At 53.6% G+C, this 18,202-nt stretch carries 19 protein-coding genes; 12 read left to right on the forward strand and 7 right to left on the reverse strand.

From position 1 onward, the window contains the following. The first annotated feature begins 8 nt into the window (after positions 1-8). The 9 genes from JFY74_11280 to sctU are packed head-to-tail and all read left to right on the forward strand — an operon-like array spanning position 9 to position 7,237. A complete protein-coding gene (locus tag JFY74_11280; protein QQG26729.1) occupies positions 9-944 on the forward strand; it encodes an EscD/YscD/HrpQ family type III secretion system inner membrane ring protein in 936 nt (311 codons plus the stop codon). Next, complete coding sequence (gene sctN, locus JFY74_11285; protein QQG26730.1) at positions 944-2,311, forward strand: type III secretion system ATPase SctN; 1,368 nt, start codon at positions 944-946, stop codon at positions 2,309-2,311. Before JFY74_11280 ends, sctN begins: the two co-directional genes overlap by 1 nt. Further along, complete coding sequence (locus tag JFY74_11290) at positions 2,301-2,738, forward strand: type III secretion protein (GenBank protein QQG26731.1); 438 nt, start codon at positions 2,301-2,303, stop codon at positions 2,736-2,738. Before sctN ends, JFY74_11290 begins: the two co-directional genes overlap by 11 nt. Continuing rightward, on the forward strand, positions 2,735-3,268 hold the full coding sequence (locus JFY74_11295; GenBank protein ID QQG26732.1) for a type III secretion protein: 534 nt from the start codon (positions 2,735-2,737) through the stop codon (positions 3,266-3,268). The genes JFY74_11290 and JFY74_11295 overlap by 4 nt, the downstream gene beginning before the upstream one ends. Then, positions 3,265-4,419 carry a type III secretion system cytoplasmic ring protein SctQ gene (gene sctQ, locus JFY74_11300; protein QQG26733.1) on the forward strand — a complete coding sequence of 385 codons (1,155 nt, stop codon included), beginning with the start codon at positions 3,265-3,267 and terminating at the stop codon, positions 4,417-4,419. The genes JFY74_11295 and sctQ overlap by 4 nt, the downstream gene beginning before the upstream one ends. Then, positions 4,416-5,069, forward strand: a complete 654-nt coding sequence (gene sctR / locus JFY74_11305; GenBank protein ID QQG26734.1) for a type III secretion system export apparatus subunit SctR — start codon at positions 4,416-4,418, stop codon at positions 5,067-5,069. The genes sctQ and sctR overlap by 4 nt, the downstream gene beginning before the upstream one ends. A gap of 7 nt (positions 5,070-5,076) precedes the next feature. Continuing rightward, positions 5,077-5,337, forward strand: a complete 261-nt coding sequence (gene sctS, locus JFY74_11310; protein QQG26735.1) for a type III secretion system export apparatus subunit SctS — start codon at positions 5,077-5,079, stop codon at positions 5,335-5,337. Positions 5,338-5,343: 6 nt separating this feature from the next. Beyond that, on the forward strand, positions 5,344-6,147 hold the full coding sequence (gene sctT / locus JFY74_11315; protein ID QQG26736.1) for a type III secretion system export apparatus subunit SctT: 804 nt from the start codon (positions 5,344-5,346) through the stop codon (positions 6,145-6,147). Positions 6,148-6,157: 10 nt separating this feature from the next. Next, positions 6,158-7,237: a type III secretion system export apparatus subunit SctU gene (gene sctU / locus JFY74_11320; protein ID QQG26737.1), complete on the forward strand. Its 1,080-nt coding sequence runs from the start codon at positions 6,158-6,160 to the stop codon at positions 7,235-7,237. Positions 7,238-7,363: 126 nt separating this feature from the next. Here the strand turns inward: sctU and JFY74_11325 are convergent, their stop codons facing one another. Further along, positions 7,364-8,296, reverse strand: coding sequence for a LysR family transcriptional regulator (locus JFY74_11325; GenBank protein QQG30524.1), 933 nt, complete (start codon positions 8,294-8,296; stop codon positions 7,364-7,366). Between the two features lie 143 nt (positions 8,297-8,439). Here JFY74_11325 and JFY74_11330 point away from each other — a divergent pair, with 143 nt between their 5' ends. Continuing rightward, complete coding sequence (locus tag JFY74_11330) at positions 8,440-9,840, forward strand: M20 family metallopeptidase (protein ID QQG26738.1); 1,401 nt, start codon at positions 8,440-8,442, stop codon at positions 9,838-9,840. A gap of 176 nt (positions 9,841-10,016) precedes the next feature. On the opposite strand, the gene JFY74_11335 is transcribed toward JFY74_11330, so the two are convergent. From JFY74_11335 to JFY74_11360, 6 genes are all read right to left on the reverse strand, one after another. Beyond that, positions 10,017-10,307: a lipoprotein gene (locus JFY74_11335; GenBank protein ID QQG26739.1), complete on the reverse strand. Its 291-nt coding sequence runs from the start codon at positions 10,305-10,307 to the stop codon at positions 10,017-10,019. 193 nt (positions 10,308-10,500) lie between these two features. After that, positions 10,501-11,310 (reverse strand): metal ABC transporter substrate-binding protein, encoded by an 810-nt coding sequence (locus tag JFY74_11340; protein ID QQG26740.1) that lies wholly within the window; start codon positions 11,308-11,310, stop codon positions 10,501-10,503. A gap of 277 nt (positions 11,311-11,587) precedes the next feature. Next, on the reverse strand, positions 11,588-12,700 hold the full coding sequence (gene menC / locus JFY74_11345) for an o-succinylbenzoate synthase (protein QQG26741.1): 1,113 nt from the start codon (positions 12,698-12,700) through the stop codon (positions 11,588-11,590). 41 nt (positions 12,701-12,741) lie between these two features. Next, positions 12,742-13,401 (reverse strand): ABC transporter permease, encoded by a 660-nt coding sequence (locus JFY74_11350; GenBank protein ID QQG26742.1) that lies wholly within the window; start codon positions 13,399-13,401, stop codon positions 12,742-12,744. Continuing rightward, on the reverse strand, positions 13,394-14,416 hold the full coding sequence (locus JFY74_11355) for a methionine ABC transporter ATP-binding protein (protein QQG26743.1): 1,023 nt from the start codon (positions 14,414-14,416) through the stop codon (positions 13,394-13,396). Before JFY74_11355 ends, JFY74_11350 begins: the two co-directional genes overlap by 8 nt. Before the next feature lie 404 nt (positions 14,417-14,820). Then, the gene (locus JFY74_11360) at positions 14,821-15,675 is read right to left on the reverse strand and encodes an N-acetylmuramoyl-L-alanine amidase (protein QQG30525.1); all 855 of its coding nucleotides are present in this window, start codon (positions 15,673-15,675) and stop codon (positions 14,821-14,823) included. A gap of 601 nt (positions 15,676-16,276) precedes the next feature. Here JFY74_11360 and cls point away from each other — a divergent pair. Both cls and JFY74_11370 read left to right on the forward strand, forming a co-directional pair. After that, on the forward strand, positions 16,277-17,737 hold the full coding sequence (gene cls / locus JFY74_11365; protein ID QQG26744.1) for a cardiolipin synthase: 1,461 nt from the start codon (positions 16,277-16,279) through the stop codon (positions 17,735-17,737). Between the two features lie 114 nt (positions 17,738-17,851). Further along, on the forward strand, positions 17,852-18,175 hold the full coding sequence (locus JFY74_11370) for a YciU family protein (GenBank protein QQG26745.1): 324 nt from the start codon (positions 17,852-17,854) through the stop codon (positions 18,173-18,175). Positions 18,176-18,202: the final 27 nt, after the last annotated feature.

Genomic DNA, 18,202 nt, shown 5'->3' on the forward strand with positions numbered 1-18,202 from the left:
GAAACATCATGTTTGAATTACGCGTGCTGACTGGTTTACATCGCGGTGCGGCGCTGCCGCTCTGCGGAAACGCCTGGCGCATTGGTGCAGCCGATGACGCCGATCTCGTGCTTTACGATCCCGGCATTGCGCCGTATCACAGCCAGTTGGAGAAGACCGCTGACGGCTGGGCGCTCAGCGCACAGGATGGCGCGTTGTGTAATGCGGAAGGCCATACCGTCGAGCAGATTGACGCTCTGCCGCTAGGCACGCCGTTTGCGCTGGGGCAGATTTGGCTCTGCATTGTGGCGGCCGATACCCCTTGGCCTGACGATAACGAAGCCCCTCCGACGGCGGAAGATCACGTTCCCCCAGCGGATATGCCCATCGACGACACACCCGTTCATACCGCTGCGCCGCTTCCTACACCCGCACCCTCGACACGCCTACCGCTGTGGGCTAAAGCCAGCTATCTGCTGCTTGGCGCGTTGCTGCTGGTGATGGTCGGCAGTTGGCAGCTACAGGAGAGCGTCGCGATGCCCGCCGCTCCGTCGCCGCAGGATACCCGTAAGCCGCTCGGCACATTGCCACAGCTGGAAAGCACGCTGCGCATTATGTTGCAGGAGCGAGAACTGAGCACGGCCGTGAAAGTGGCGGCGTATCAAGATCGCCTCACGCTCACCGGGCAAGTCACGCCGGACGATCAAAAAAAGCTGGAACGGATGCTCGCTCAACTCCACCAACGTTATAGAACCGCGCTGTCCGTGGATAACCGCACGCAGCTGAAAACGGAGCAACTGCCGTTTCAGATCGTTCAGGTGACCAGCGGGTCGCGCGCCAACGTCGTCACGGCGGACGGCCAGCGCTTTTTCATCGGCGATGAGGTAGACAACCTGCGTCTGGTGAGAATTGATGAGCACCAGATTGAATTCAGCGGCAGACAACAGATAACGGTGAACTGGTAATGCAGACACAACCTTCTTCTTTTCCGCTGCTCGACCAGTGGGTCGCACAGCAGCGCCAGCATCTGGCGAACTACGCGCCCGTGGAGAAAAAAGGCCGCGTCATGGCCGTCAGCGGCATTTTGCTGGAGTGCAGCCTGCCGCAGGCGCGTATTGGCGATCTGTGCTGGGTAGCCCGCCAGGACGACAGCCAGATGATGGCCGAAGTCGTAGGGTTCAGCCCGGACAACACCTTTCTCTCCGCGCTCGGTGCGCTGGACGGCATCGCTCAGGGTGCCGCCGTGACGCCGCTGTATCAGCCGCACTGCATTCAGGTGTCGGATCGTTTGCTGGGCAGCGTGCTGGACGGGTTTGGGCGAGCATTGGAAGACGGCGGCGAGAGCGCATTTGTCGAGCCGGGCCATGCCACGGGACGCACGCAGCCGGTGCTGGGCGATGCCCCGCCGCCGACCTCCCGACCGCGCATCAGCCAGCCGCTCCCCACCGGATTACGCGCCGTCGATGGCCTGCTAACTATCGGTCAGGGGCAGCGCGTCGGCATTTTCGCCGGTGCGGGCTGCGGTAAAACCACGCTGCTGGCCGAGCTGGCGCGTAATACGCCGTGCGACGCCATCGTTTTCGGGCTGATTGGCGAACGTGGTCGCGAATTGCGTGAATTTCTCGATCACGAGCTGGACGATGAACTGCGCAGCCGCACCGTGCTGGTGTGTTCCACCTCCGACCGCAGCAGCATGGAACGCGCCCGCGCGGCGTTCACCGCCACCGCCATCGCCGAGGCTTACCGTGCCGAAGGCCGTCAGGTGCTGCTGATTATTGATTCCCTGACGCGTTTCGCCCGCGCCCAGCGTGAAATCGGTCTAGCGCTCGGGGAACCGCAGGGGCGCGGCGGGCTACCGCCGTCAGTCTATACGCTGCTGCCGCGTCTGGTCGAGCGCGCCGGACAAACGGAAGACGGTGCCATCACCGCGCTCTATTCCGTGCTGATCGAGCAGGACTCCATGAACGATCCGGTCGCCGACGAAGTGCGTTCGCTGATCGACGGGCACATCGTGCTCGCCCGACGACTGGCTGAACAGGGGCACTATCCGGCTATCGACGTGCTGGCCAGCCTGAGCCGTACCATGAGTAACGTCGTGGATACCGATCACACTCGCAACGCGGGCGGCGTACGGCGACTGATGGCAGCTTACAAGCAGGTCGAGATGCTGATCCGTCTCGGCGAATACCAACCCGGCCATGACGTGTTGACCGATTCCGCCGTCAACGCTCAGGCAGAAATCACGCAGTTTCTGCGTCAGTCGATGCGTGAACCGATGCCGTATGGCGTGATTCAACAACAGCTCGCCGGAGTCAGCCGCTATGCCCCATAACACCGAACGCGATGCAGAGTTACAGACCGTGTTGAACCTGCTGATGCCGATACGCCGCCAGCGCTTAAGCCGCAGCGAGCATCAGCAGCGGCAGGAAGAAAAGCAGTTGCTCCGAATTGCGGAACAGCAACGCCATCATCAACAGCAGGTCGAGGCGCTGCAACAAGCCAGCCAGACGCAGCGCGACCAGTTTGCCCGAGAAACCCAGGGGCAATGCCAAACGCTGGAAAACCTGAAAACGCGCCTTGCCGCCGAACAGCGCTTACTCAGCGAGATAGCGACAGAAACGCAGCAGGTGCAGGCCACACAGCAGCAACACCACGACCAGCAGCGTCAGGTGGATCACGCCCGAGACGCCACTCGCCAATGCCAGAAAGCAGTGGAGAAGCTGGAATATCTGCTTACGTTACCTCAGGAGCACGTATGAATAACCGACAGATTGCGTCCCCCGAATCCAAGGCGACGCAGAACGCGCAGGCCGCGCTGCACGGCAAATCCTCACGCGCGGATGATTCACAGCACGATCCACACCAGAGGGATTTCTGGGAGGCCTTCACCTTTTCAGACGGCTTTGAAGACGCGTTCTATCAGGAAGCGCCTTTCGCCTTAGCGCCAGGCGGCCCCATCAACGCCCCACCGCCGTTGCAGAGTGAGGCGCCGGACAGCCCACAAAACGTGACACCGTCACAGTGGCAGCCACTGCAATGTGAGCTGATTGAGGCGATGGACAACATCTGCGCCCCGCCGTTTGCCTTCAGCCTGCAACTGCCGCAGTTGGGCGATATCGATGCGCGGCTAGCCACGCTGGTGCCGCGCGGCTGGGATATTTCTCTGCGTTTCAGCCGGGAAAGCTACCACCAGTTGAAAGATCGGCGTGAAGCCTGCCGTCATTCGCTCTCCAGCGCGCTGGACTGCCCGATAAATCTGCGTTTTGACGCCAGAGAGTGTGAGCGATGAATCCGAATCTACAGCACATCAGACCGCTGACGCTGCCGACCCTGTGCGCGCAGCACGCCCGCATCCGATCGGTGCTGACCACTGGACTATCCCTGCCGTTTACCCGCGACGGACGGGCTGGCCGCCTGCACCTTCAACTGGCGAATGCACCCGGGCAGGCAGAGGACTCGTTCACCACACAGGCAAGCCGTTGGCGGAGCGATATCGGCCATGTCTCACTGGCCGATCCGTTTCCTGTACTCAGCCTGCTGTCGGATTGCCCGCTGCTGCCCCTAACAGAAGACGATGACGCGGCACAGGAATGGTACTGGACGCTCTACAACCAGTCGCTTAACCCCGTGCTGCGAGCGCTGGTCGGGGAAATCTATCCGCTGGGCCTTCCTCAGCAAGAAAGTGGGCAGAAAGAACAGGATTCAACAGAGCAGAATCACAATGCTGCCTGGCTCAGCGTGAGCTGGAACGGCATAACCGTATGCAGCCGGATGCAGGCTGCTGATGCCGTCTGGCTGGCGCTGTTTTCTCGTGCCGACTGGCACCACCAACGCCGTGCGCTACCCGCAGGAATGACTATTGCTATCCCGCTCACGCTGGCTGATGCCGTGCTGCCGCTGTCCGCGTTACGCCGTTTGCGTACTGGCGATCTTATTCTGCCCAACCGCCCGTGGTTTACCCCTTCCGGCGAGGGAACGTTGTCATCCGGCACGCTGCGCCTGCGCGGTACGCTACAGCTCACGGCGCTCGCCCCTTACACCTTTACCGTTACCGACATGGAGACTGTCTCAATGCCCGCTACCGACACGATGCTAGCCGCTCCCCACTCAGATGCGTCAGCGCTTGAATACACGCCAACGAGTGACAACGTCACCGAAAACTTACCGCCGCTGCCAGTCACCTTACATATTCGCTGTGGCAGCCTGACGATGACGCTGGCGAAATTGCAGCATCTTGCCAGCGGTAGCGTGCTGACGCTGCGCGACGTGGTGCCGGGGCAAGCCTGGCTGTATCACGGTGATATCGCCCTAGCGAGCGGCGATCTGGTCGATGTGGAAGGCCGACTAGGGCTACAGATTACCCAGTGCTTTTCCGCACCCGCGCACGAACTGCCGATAGCGGACGAAGAATACGCCGCCGAACCGGAGCTGGCACCATGACCTCCGGCGCGTTCGATCCGTTGATGTTTGCGCTCTTTCTGGGCGCCCTTTCCCTGATTCCGCTGATGATGATTGTCTGCACCTGCTTTCTAAAGATTGCGATTGTGCTGCTGATTACCCGCAACGCCATCGGGGTGCAACAAGTGCCGCCCAACATGGCGCTGTACGGTATCGCGCTCGCGGCAACGCTATTTGTCATGGCACCGGTGTTTCAGGACATCAGCAAACGCGTGCAGGAAAAGCCGCTGGATATGACCGACATCACGTCGCTTCAGACCAGCGTGACCTACGGGCTGGAGCCGCTGCAAACGTTTATGTCACGCAACGTTGACCCGGATATCCTCACCCACTTGCATGAGAACAGCCTGCAAATGTGGCCTGCGTCGCTATCCGAAAAGGTGAATACGCAGAATCTGCTGTTGGTGATCCCGGCTTTCGTGCTGTCGGAGTTACAAGCTGGGTTCAAAATCGGCTTCCTGATCTATATCCCGTTTATCGTCATCGACCTCATTGTCTCAAACGTGCTGCTGGCACTGGGGATGCAGATGGTCGCGCCAATGACGCTCTCGCTGCCGTTAAAGCTGCTGCTGTTCGTGCTGGTTAACGGCTGGACGCGGTTGCTGGACGGCCTGTTTTACAGCTACCTGTGAGGCCGCGATGGAAATAATCACGCTTTTCCGTCAGGCCATGGTGATGGTCGTGCTGCTCTCTGCGCCGCCGCTGCTGGTTGCAGTGATCGTCGGCGTGCTGATTTCGCTGCTACAAGCAGTGATGCAGTTGCAGGACCAGACGCTGCCCTTTGCCGTCAAACTGATTTCCGTCGGGCTGGCGCTGGCGCTCTGCGGGCGCTGGATTGGCGTAGAGCTGATGCAGTTAGCTATCACCGCATTCAACATGATTGCGCACACCGGGGTATAAATCCGCATGATCGCCACCATTCAGCACGTTTACGATTTTATCATCGCCATTACGCTCGGCATCGCCCGGCTGTATCCCTGCTTTATTCTGGTGCCGGTTTTTTCACTCAACGTGCTGAAAGGCATGACACGTAACGCCGTGGTGATTTCCCTGACGCTGCTGCCCGCCCCCATCGTGCAACAGCAGCTTCTGCTGACGCCGCTGTCCTGGCCGATGCTGCCCGGCCTGTTGCTGAAAGAGATCCTTGTCGGGATTCTCATTGCGTTGATTTTGGCTATGCCATTCTGGCTTTTTGAATCCGTCGGTGCCCTGTTCGATAACCAGCGCGGCGCACTCATGGGCGGCCAGCTCAACCCCGCGCTGGGCTCGGATGCCACGCCGCTCGGCCATCTGCTGAAACAGACGCTGATTCTGCTGTTGATTATCGGTATCGGCCTGAAAGGGCTAACGCAGTTGATTTGGGACAGCTACCAGATCTGGCCGGTGCTGTCCTGGCTGCCCGCGCCGGGCGAACAAGGGTTTGAGGTCTATCTCAGCCTGCTGGCCGACACCTTCACTCATCTGGTGGTGTACGCCGGGCCGCTGGTCGCGCTGCTGTTGCTGTTGGAATTCAGCATTGCGTTACTCAGCCTGTATAGCCCGCAGCTTCAGGTGTTCGTCCTCGCTATTCCAGCCAAGTGTCTGGTCGGGATGGCCTTTTTCATCATCTACCTGCCCATATTGCAATATTTAGGCGACCACAGACTTCAGGGACTGCCGGATCTCAAACACCTGCTCCCGCTGATTTTTACGGCATCGAACAGCGAATAAGGCGGAGCTGATGAGTGAGAAAACGGAAGAGCCCACAGAGAAAAAACTCGAAGACGCGCGCCGTAAAGGGGAAGTCGGGCAAAGTCAGGATGTGCCCAAGTTGCTGATTTGCGTCGGCCTGCTGGAATGCGTATTGGCGCTGGCAGACAGCACGATGGGGAAACTGCAAACGCTGGTGCAACTGCCGCTGCAACGGCTGGATGCCCCGTTTGCGCAGGTGGCGAAAGAGGTGTTCCACGATGCCGCTGTGCTGGCCGGTACGCTCTGCCTGTTAGCCGCCGCCATTGCCGTGCTGCTGCGCGTGGTCGGCGGCTGGCTCCAGTATGGTCCACTGTTTGCACCCGAAGCGCTGAAGCTCGATCTCAACCGCCTGAACCCGATCAACCAGTTTAAGCAGATGTTTTCGATGCGCAAGCTGGTAGAAATGCTGACCAATATTCTGAAGGCGGTGGTGATTGGTACAGTCTTTTATAAAGTGGTGGTGCCGGAGCTGGAAGCGCTGGTCGAATTATCCTATGGCGATCTACACGGCTTCTGGCAAGGGGTGAAAGCCCTGCTCACGCGCATTGCCCGCACCACGCTGACAGCGTTGCTGGTGCTGTCCGCACTGGATTTCGGCCTGCAAAAGTATTTCTTTCTCAAGCAGCAGCGGATGAGCCACGAGGATTTACGCAACGAACACAAGGATTCCGAAGGCGATCCGCATATGAAAGGCCACCGCAAATCGCTGGCGCACGAACTAATGAACGAGCCTGCCGCCCCGCGTCCCAAAGCCAACATAGAAGGCGCCGATATGCTGCTGGTCAACCCGACGCACTATGCGGTGGGGCTCTACTATCGCCCCGGTAAAACGCCGTTACCGCGCATCTTGTTTAAGGGAGAAAACCAAGCCGCACGCGATCTCATCGCGCAGGCGCAAAAAGCGGACATTCCGGTGATTCGTTTCATCTGGCTGACCCGTACGCTGTATCGCACCACGCCGGAGGGTCATTACATTCCGCGCGAAACGCTTCAAGCCGTCGCGCAGGTGTATCGCGTCCTGCGACAGCTCGAAGACGAGCAAAAACGCGACATTATCGAGATGGAATGAAGGTAAAACAAAGACGTAAAATCGCTCGCGGAAAGATCGAGATACCCGGAGCGACCACGGGGCGAGGCATCCCTGCGGGAACCTCATCCCCGTGTTTCTCCTAATCAGCGACAGCAATGAACCGCATCAAACCGCATCGGTAGCGATCTGGCTCAGATAATACGCTTCTCCCTGACGCAGCTCCGCCATCATAAAATCAAGGAAAGCCTGCTGCTGCGGCGCATGCGCTTTGCCTGCCAGCGTTTGAATCTGAAGCGAGCGTTGGTCAAGCTGCTTGATGTTCAGCGGCTTCAAGCGCATCGGTTGCTGTAAGCATTTATACATCACGGAATAGAAGCTACAGGCGGTAACCGCCCCCGGCGTGCTCATCGCATAGTAATACAGCGTGGTGAAGTTGTTGCAGCACAGCGTCGGTTCCAGAAAGGTGCCGTTCATGCGGCATGAGAGGTCAAACAACTGCCGCAGCGTGGTCGAGGATTCCGGCAAGGCCAGCGGGAAAAGATGCAGATCCGCCAGTTGAATAGACTGCTGCGCCAGCGGGTGATCGTCAGACATCAGCAGCATCAGCGGCGCAGGCAGCGCCAGTTCCACATTCACGCCCTGTTCGGGCGCCAGCGCAAACTGGAGCGCGATATCCACTTCACCATTGCGAATCATCTGGGACACCTGCATCGCCGACTCGACTCTAAGCGCAAAGGTGGTATCCGGATCGTGCTGGCGGAAACGCGCAAATAGCGTCGGCAGCAGATCAAACGCCATCCCTTCCGTGCAACCGATGCGCAGCAGCGCACGACGGCTGGCTTTCAGCCCCTGAATCTCCGCCACGGCGGCATCCATGTCCATCATGCTCTTACGCACATGATTTTCCAGAATTCGCCCTGCATCATTCAGAACCATGCCGCGCGCATGACGTTCGAAAAGCGGCACGCCGATGCGTTCTTCCAGCCGCTGGATTTGCCGGCTGATAGCAGAAACGGCCACAAACAGGTGCTGACTGGCGGCGCTGAGCGAACCAGTGGTGGCAACCACTAGAAAATAACGAATCTCGGAGCTGTGCATGGCGGCGTTCCCTTCAGACATCGCGGGGGGATTCGCAGGTTTATATTAAAAGCAAAGCTTAATTGCAATTTTTATTATTGTTGCAAAGCTCGTTTTTTCTTTAAATATCGGTAACTTCGGCACATTATCCAGCAAGGAAAGGCATGACCAACGCAGACCTTATTCGTATCGCCTGTGAACGTTTCGATCGCGGAGAATTTAAACAGACGCTGGCCCGGCGTATTGCCTACGCTAGCGAGAGCCAAAAAGTCGGTAACCATTCCGCGCTGAACCGCTATCTGACTGGCGAGATCCAGCCCGCATTGCAGGCGATGGGATTCAGCGTAAGGCTGATTGCTTCGTCGGACGAACGTCATCCCCCTTTTCTGCTGGCCGAACGTATTGAAGATCCCAATCTGCCGACCGTGCTGTCTTATGGCCACGGCGACGTGGTTTTCGGTGATGAAGAAAACTGGCGCGATGGGCTAAAACCGTGGGAATTGGTGGAAGAAGGCGACCGCTGGTACGGGCGCGGCAGCGCCGATAACAAAGGCCAGCACAGTATCAATCTGATGGCGTTGGAACAGGTATTTCAGGCTCGTGGGCAGCGTCTGGGCTTCAACTGCAAACTGCTGTTCGAGATGGGCGAAGAAATTGGTTCACCGGGGCTTGCCGACCTATGCCACCAGCATAAACAGGCGCTGGCCGCCGATATCTTTATCGCCTCCGACGGGCCGCGCCTCAGCGCAGAACGTCCGACGCTGTTCCTCGGCTCTCGCGGCTGCATCAATTTCCGTTTGCGCATCCAGGCACGCGATCGGGCATACCACTCTGGCAACTGGGGCGGGCTGCTGAGCAATCCGGGTACGCAGTTGGCGAACGCCGTGGCGAGTCTGGTGGATGGACAAGGGCGGATGAAAATCGATACCCTACTACCACCGCCGTTAACGCCCGCACTGCGGGAAATTCTCAGCACCATCGACCCCGCAGGCAGCGAGGGCGATCCGGCGATTGATGAAAATTGGGGAGAAGACGGTCTCACGCCTGCCGAACGGCTATTTGGCTGGAATACGCTGGAAGTACTGTCGTTCATTACCGGCAATCCGCACAAGCCAGTGAACGCGATTCCCGCTGATGCCACCGCCATTTGCCAACTGCGTTTTGTAGTCGGCACCGACTGGCAGCATCTGGTGCAACATGTGCGTCAACACCTTGACCAACACGGCTTTACGCAGGTGGGCGTTGAGGTACTTAATACGTCTCCAGCGACACGTTTTAACCCAGAAGATCCGCTGGTGAACTGGACGCTGGCACTGATGCAGCAAATTAGCGGTAAACAGCCTGCGCTATTACCGAATTTGGGCGGATCGCTGCCTAATGACGTTTTCGCCGATATCCTCGGCCTGCCGACGTTGTGGATCCCCCACTCCTATCCGGCATGCGGCCAGCACGCGGTCAACGAACACCTGCTGAAATCCGTCGCCCGAGAAGGGTTAGCGATCATGACTGGCCTATTCTGGGAACTGGGGGAGCAAGGCAACCCTCTGTTGGTTCAGCAACCGTAACACTCCCTGTCGTGACCAAACGACATATCAGTGTGAGTCGCAAACAAGTCAAATTATGTCGACAAAAGAGGCAAATGGCCTCTAAACAACCAACGGACCAGAGAGAGAAAGCCATCTCGATAGGAGATGGCTTTATCGCAAGACAGCCTTATATTCTATTAAATATAGGCTTTAGTTTAGAGTGAGCAATAAACGCGGGCTTCTCTAGGCGTATAAATCCCGAGCGTCAGCAACCCAAGTAAACCATTAACAAAAGTCACCTGTGTTTCAGTGCGAACCACTTTATCAGAACCGCCGCATATCGCCGCCGCATCAATCGTTTTCTCCTGCCCAATCCCAGAGACGAAGAAATGAGAGGTTGTTGTCTGCTTAGGCGTTGCAACAGACTCATTCTTTACTGTAAAGGTTTGTTGAGCACATCCTGTCAATACCAGCGCCAATACGGCTGTAGAAAGTATTTTTTTCATCGAACCCTCGTTGTGTTATGTCAATAATTCTTACAAAGAATGGCATTTATACCAAAAATCACAATACTTTAAACTTTTTTATATTTGCATTAGCACTGTACGTTGCCGGGGAGGGAATTTACGCGCGGATACTTGTTTGAAGTGAGGGAGCCAGCGACCTAGGAGCAATAGGCCACTGGCGAGTTGAAAGGCGTTACTTCTTCATCCATTCCGGCTTCTGGAACGCGTGGAACATGGAGTTTTTGTCCTCAAAGAACGCGGCGAATTCTGGGGATTGAACGGCCGCTTTCAGATCCTGAGCGAATGGTTTGTCGGCATCTTCCGCACGCACAACGATCATGTTTTTCAGATCTTCCGGCAGCACATCCAGTTGAATGGCGTCAGACAGGTTCAGGCCAGCGGAAATCGCGAAGTTGGCGTTAATCAGCGAACCGGTTACGCCGCCCAGCGCGCGCGGTAGCTGTGCGGCTTCCAGCGGTTTAAAGACCAGCCCTTTCGGGTTTTCTGTGATGTCACGCAGCGAGGCTTTGGTCGGCGTAATATCTGGATTGATCTTGATCAGGCCGTATTTTTGCAGGAAATCCAGTGAACGCGCTAGGTTTGATGGATCGTTTGGCAGCGTCACGATATCGCCCGCTTTCAGCTCATCCAACGAGCGTACTTTGTTGGAGTAAAAACCCATGCTGGCCGTCGGCACGGTGATCACTTCTGCCAGTTTCAGCCCTTTATCCGCGCTGAAACGATCAAGATAGCGGCGGTTTTGGAACAGGTTGGCATCGATACTGTTGTTCGACAGCGCCAGATTCGGCTGGATGTAGTCGCTGAATTCACGCACTTTTACGTCGTAGCCTTTTTTCACCATTTCCGGCTTGATCGCTTTCGTGACCATATCGCCATACGGCCCCGGCGAGACGCCGATGGTGATTTCTTTGCCTGAATCTGCTGCGTAAGCCTGAGAGATGCCCAATGCCAGCATGAGTGGAATGAGTTTTTTCAATCGCATCGTCGCGTTCCTGTCTGTCCGATTTAGTCAGTATTCGCCGTTTTGCTAACGGCATTTTCGTTATGTTAGGCGTCTGTAGCCACGGTTAAGATCGAGATACCGGGAGCGACCACGGTACGAGGCATCCCTGCGGGAACCTCATCACCGTGTTTCTCCCTAAATCCATACTCTTATGCCCTGCGTGGCATCGCTCATTATTTTTATAACGTTATTCCCTGGTGTTGGATAACGTTTTACTGCTCACACTTCTTACTAAAGTTTCTGATTAAAGAATCAGTTAAAACAAAAAGGTTTCCTGTCCGTAGCAATATTTTTCGTACAGTTCAGGGTTAATATCGAAGCCGATTCCCGGTTTATTTGGCACCGCAACACAGCTGTCTTTGTCTAATTCGACAAACGGCAGCATGAAGTCTTCATGCCAGTAGCGGGAAGATGGCGGAATATCGTGCGCGTAGATAAAATTCGGCAACGTAGACACCGCAATGTTGTGCGCTTTACCGACCGCCGTATCCAGCATACCGCCGCACCACACCGGAATATTGTGGGCCTGACAGTAGTCATGAATCAGCTTGGTTTCAGTAATACCGCCCACGCGCGCGACTTTAATATTGATGATTTTGGCGCTGCCCAGCTCGATCGCCTTACGGGCATCTTCTACCGACGCAATACTTTCATCCAGACAGATCGGTGTATTCACCGCCGCCTGAAGTTTGCGGTGGTCGATAATATCGTCATGCGCCAGCGGTTGTTCGATCATCAGCAGATTGAATTTATCGATGCGTTTAAAGAAATCGATATCGTCCAGCGTGTAAGCGGAATTAGCATCCACCATCAGCGTGATATCACCAAACGTCTGACGCAATGCCGCAATATAGTCGTAATCTTTTCCCGGCTTGATCTTTATTTTGATGCGCTTGTAGCCTTCGTTCAGGAAATTATCGACCACGCTGACTAATTGATCGGGCGTGTCCTGAATACCAATACTCACTCCCGCTTCGACGTTATTCCGCACGCCGCCCAGTAATTGGTGTAGCGGTACGCCTTTTATCTTCGCGTAAGCATCCCAAATACCGCCTTCGATTGCCGCTTTGGCGCAGTTATTACGCTTTACCGGGGCAAAAATATCGCGCACCTGTGATGGATGCTCAATATCCCCGGCCTGTTTAATCATCGGGATCAGGAAGTCACGCATAATATGCCAGGCGGTGACGTTGGTTTCTTCGTTATAAAACGGCAGCGAAATGGCCGAGCAATCGCCGTAACCAATCTGCCCGCCAGCGTGCACTTCCGCGATGGAGAAGTGTTTCTCCGTCTGCGTCGCAAAGCTGGTGGTAAATGGCGTTTTCAGCGCCATTTTCATTTTTCTTAATACAATTTTGTCTATTTTCATGACATCTCTCTGCTGCCCTGAATACCTTATCCTGCTGTGGTTTAGCGGCGTTCGCGCTTATTCGCCCGACGCGATAGCCTATCACCCAGCGTTTGCACGACCTGTACCAGCACCACCAGCGCAATCACGGTCACCACCATCACTTCGGTTTCATAGCGGTAATAGCCGAAGCGGATCGCCAGATCGCCGACACCGCCGCCGCCAACAATTCCGGCCATCGCCGAGTAGCCAATCAGGCTGACCAGCGTAATCGTCAGGCCGCGTAGCAATCCTGCCAACGCTTCCGGTAACAGCACGGTCGCAATGATGCGCGTTGGGCTAGCGCCAAAAGCTTCAGCCGCTTCCACAATGCCCGGATCGACTTCACGCAGCGCGGAATCCACCAGACGAGCATAAAACGCAATCGCCGCAACCGACATCGGCACCGCCGCCGCAACCGGCCCTATAGTGTTCCCCAGCAGTAGCTGCGTTAATGGCAACAGCAGCACCAGCAGGATCACAAACGGGATCGAGCGGATGATATTCACCAGAATGGTGGAGATCAGATAGATAAAACGGTTCTGCCAGAATAAATGGCGATCGGTTACATAAATCGCGATACCTAACGGCAAGCCAAATACCACCGCACAGAGCGTTGAAATACACACCATCGTGAAGGTTTCACCGAACGCGAAGATTAATTCACCGAATAACTCAGTCATTGATGACCTCCACTCCAAAGGTATTCTGTCGAATATAAGCAATAGCCGCGGCTAAGTTATCCGCCGCAGGATCGTCACGGTATGAAATCTGAGCAATAATATGCCCCAGCGCGCGATCGTTAATATATTCAATATTGCCGTGCAGAATATTGACCGAGACCTGAAACTGCTGAGCTACGTCGGATAATATCGGTTGTTCTACCGAATTATCAGCGAAAAGTATTTTCAGCAAAACGCCTTTATTATTCAGCTTAAAGCGTTTAGGTAATTCGACTGGACTGGTATGGCTAACCAGCTGTTTGGTGTAGGCGTGCTGCGGTGCAGAGAAGATCGTAAAGACGTCGCCCTCTTCCACAATATTTCCGCCCGTCATCACCGCCATGCGCTGACAAATACTTTTAATCACGCTCATTTCGTGGGAAATAAGTACGATCGTAATACCTAACCGGACATTGATACTTTTCAATAACGCCAGAATAGATGCCGACGTTTCCAAATCCAGTGCGGAGGTCGGTTCATCACACAGCAGTACTTCGGGATGGTTGGCAATGGCGCGGGCGATACCCACACGCTGTTTCTGCCCGCCGCTCAGCTGCGCTGGATAAGATGTTCCTTTATCCTGCAACCCGACCAGCGCCAAAATTTCCGGCACGCGCGATGCAATTTCTTCTTTACTCTTACCCGCGGCACGCAGGCTGAACGCCACGTTGTCATACACATTACGGGTATGCATCAGATTAAAATGCTGGAATATCATCCCGATACGTTGCCGGTGCTGGCGCAGCTCACGGCCAGAAGTATCGCTGATCAGTGCATCGCTCAGAAATACACGCCCTTGTGTTGGGCGTTGCAGCAAATTGATCGTCCTCAGCAGCGTGCTTTTTCCTGCGCCGCTGGTGCCGACAATCCCAAAAACTTCACCCTGTTGAATGGTCAGGTTGACGTTGTTTACCGCCCTGGACTGTGCTTCTTTACCGGCGGGAAAATCAACGCTCACGTTTTCTAACCGAATCATTACCTGACTCACTCCTGCTGTTGCCGACTGTTTAAGTGATGTAGCGCGGCATACGCAAATGTATGCCTGTTTGATATAAGGGCAAGGCTCCTCTCTCTTGTTGTCGTATAGCTTTCGAGGATAAACGCCTTTTTTATTGAGGAATAACCTGGCTACTTGTGGCTGCCATTTTTGTTATAATCAGATTAAATCTTTATAAATCAATAAAATATTGAAAAATTATCGTCTGTTTAAAATAAAGAGAAATGAGCTTTGCGTCAATGATAAAAAAAGCAAATCACCTTTCTTTTTTTTAGAAATCATATCTTTCTTACTGCATTTTCCTTTATTTCCTGATTCAGCACTAAACACGCTTCCCTTAAAATTGAGGGAAGCGGGAAAAAGCCAAATTATCGATAAAATGGCTATTTATGAAAATATTTCTCTACCAACGCGTAAAGAATAGCGGTTGTTTCAATGTCGATAATCCCGCTGTAATCGCACTGGCGAAAATGAAGTTGAAAAGCTCTAACCAGATCTTGTAGCCCTTTCTCTGAATCAGCATTTGTAACATCATAACCATATTCCTTGAACTTCAAAATAATTTCACTATCTGAGGGCATTGCCTGCTGAAATTGTGATTCATATTTCTCTTTAGTACTTTGTTCAAACCATGCCCCAATCCCGCTATTATAAAGTTTTTCCCATGGGAAGGCCGCTCCGGGATCATTCTTACGGCCAGGGGCAATATCCGAATGGCCGACTATATTAACAGGAGTGATATCTGGATATCGTTGGATGATATTTAAACTTAGATCTATTACGGCATCTATCTGGCTCGTATTAAACAAAGGATATGTAATATTCCCATGTCCATCATCAGAAGCCAAATTAACTATCTCAATACCAATTGATGTATCATTTATATTTGTACGGTTAGCCCATGAACTGTCCCCTGCATGCCAAGCTCTTTCTTTTTCATCAACCAGATTAAAAACTCTTATACTGTTGAAGCCATCATCAATATAAGAACGATCGGTCGGGTCTGGCACAAGGTAATGTGCGCTAACATTATTTCCAGTCAACGCATTGATCGAGTCCTTAAAATTTAAGGCGGTGTAGTGCATAACTATAAAACGAACTCGGGAATTGAAACCTTTCACAGATCGGTATGAGTTATAATCTATATTTAGCGGTTGAGTAGATAGCTTAACATCGCCAGCTGCTTGTCGAACACTTTCCAACTTGCTTATCGCTATATTCTTTTCAATATCATCCATCTCATTCTTAGATAAGATACTAATGTTTCCCTCTTTAATATTTCTTGCATTATTTTTGCATGAAATAATAGCACTAATTTTATTTATTGGCATTATATCGCCCTCTTTTCATGTTTTTTTAATTTATGGCTCTCTTGGTATAGAAGTAAAATCTTCCAGAGGCAAATAAGTTACAGAAATAAGCATTAATTGATAGTTATGCGAACATGCTTTTCATTTATTTTAATCATATACTCTAAATAATTCGCGTTTCAGGCAGGCGGCAAGAAAGGACAAATTCGGCGGGAACGAATTTGTCCAGCCAAAGGCAGGTTTGAACGCTACTTGCAGCGGCCCCAACGGGGTGAGGCACACACCGGTGTGCCGAGTAGCGTTGCCAACGGGGTGAGGCACACACCGGTGTGCCGAGTAGCGTTGCCAACGCACAGGCAACTTGAAGTATGACGAGTTCAGCGTATGGTATTTTTTCAGCAGACTCGAGTAACATCCCGCCTACGTTTTACCACGGTCAGCACTCTATTCAGAGGAAAGGTATTTCCCCTTTTATAGATCTATGCGTACACTTTGTTAATTCTTTGCAGAAGGGAACGATGCTGCTTTTATGTCAACATTTTATACCGTAATGAGTTGGTTACTGGTTTTTAGCTACTGGCTGCTGATAGCAGGTGTGACCTTGCGTATTCTGATGAAGCGCCGGGCGGTGCCTTCAGCAATGGCCTGGCTACTGGTGATTTATATTCTGCCAATTGTCGGTATTGTCGCTTACCTTTCATTTGGCGAACTCCATCTTGGCAAACGCCGGGCTGAACGCGCCAGCAAAATGTGGCCATCAACAGCAAAATGGCTGCGCGAATTAAAAGAGTATCGCCGTATTTTCGCGACGGAAAACAGCGAGGTCGCCAGCGCGTTATTTCAGCTGTGTGAAAGGCGGCAGGGGGTTGGCGGCGTTAAAGGCAATCAGTTACAACTGCTGACCACGTTTGATGACACCATTAAAGCGTTATTGCGTGATATTGAACTTGCCCGCAACAACATCGAAATGGTGTTTTACATCTGGCAACCCGGCGGCTTGGTTGAACAAGTCACGTCTTCCCTTATCGCGGCGGCGCGGCGCGGGGTACACTGCCGCATTCTGCTGGACTCTGCCGGCAGCGTACAGTTTTTCCGCCAGCATCATCCCAAACTGATGCGCACTGCGGGTATAGAAGTAGTTGAAGCTCTGAAAGTCAATCTGTTCCGTGCTTTCCTGCGTCGCATGGATCTGCGGCAGCACCGTAAAATAATCCTGATCGACAGCCGTATTGCCTATACCGGTAGTATGAATATGGTCGATCCTCGTTTCTTCAAACAAGATGCAGGCGTCGGGCAATGGATTGACCTGATGGCGCGTATTGAAGGCCCGGTAGCAACGACTCTGGGAATTATTTACTGCTGCGATTGGGAAATGGAAACGGGTAAGCGCCTGCTTCCGCCTCCGCCGGATGTTAACGTCATGCCGTTCGAACAAGAGAGTGGCCACACGATTCAGGTTATTGCTTCCGGTCCCGGTTACCCGGAAGAGATGATTCATCAGGCCCTGCTCACGTCCGTCTATTCGGCACGTAAACAGCTGATCATGACGACGCCCTACTTCGTACCCAGCGACGATCTACTTCACGCCATCTGTACCGCCGCCCAGCGCGGGGTCGATGTCAGCATTATTGTTCCGCATAAGAATGACTCCGTGTTAGTCGGTTGGGCCAGCCGCGCCTTCTTCACGGAACTGCTGGACGCTGGCGTAAAGATTTATCAATTCAAAGACGGACTGCTGCACACCAAAAGCGTGCTGGTAGACGGCCAGCTCAGCCTGGTCGGCACAGTGAATCTGGACATGCGCAGCTTGTGGCTGAACTTTGAAATCACGCTGGTGATTGATGATGCCGGATTCGGCAGTGATTTAGCCTGCGTACAGGAAGATTATATCGCCCGCTCCCGCCTGTTAAATGCAGAACAGTGGCAAAACCGCCCTTATTGGCAACGCATAGTCGAGCGGCTGTTCTACTTTTTCAGTCCCCTGCTATAAATTCCCGACAAATCTATCACTGGGTTGCCGTCTGCCTGCAATTCGAATTATTTAGGGCATACTCCGTTTTCCCGTGTTTTAATATGGCGATTGGGAATGAACAGGAATTACGTTATGGATTTGAATAATCGCCTGACCGAAGACGAAGCATTGGAACAGGCTTATGACATCTTTTTGGAACTGGCTGCTGATAACCTTGACCCAGCAGATATTTTGCTGTTCAACCTGCAATTTGAAGAGCGCGGTGGTGCGGAGTTATTTGACCCTGCGGAAGACTGGGCCGAACACGTTGATTTCGACCTGAATCCTGACTTCTTTGCCGAAGTCGTGATCGGTCTGGCCAAACAGGAAGGTGAAGAGATCACGGATATTTTTGCCCGCGTGCTGATTTGCCGAGAGAAAGACCACAAACTTTGCCACATTTTGTGGAAAGAATAAGTTATCTCGCTTAAACGTAAGGCGTCT

The organism is Pectobacterium carotovorum (assembly GCA_016415585.1).
GTDB classification, from domain to species: Bacteria; Pseudomonadota; Gammaproteobacteria; order Enterobacterales; family Enterobacteriaceae; genus Pectobacterium; species Pectobacterium carotovorum_K.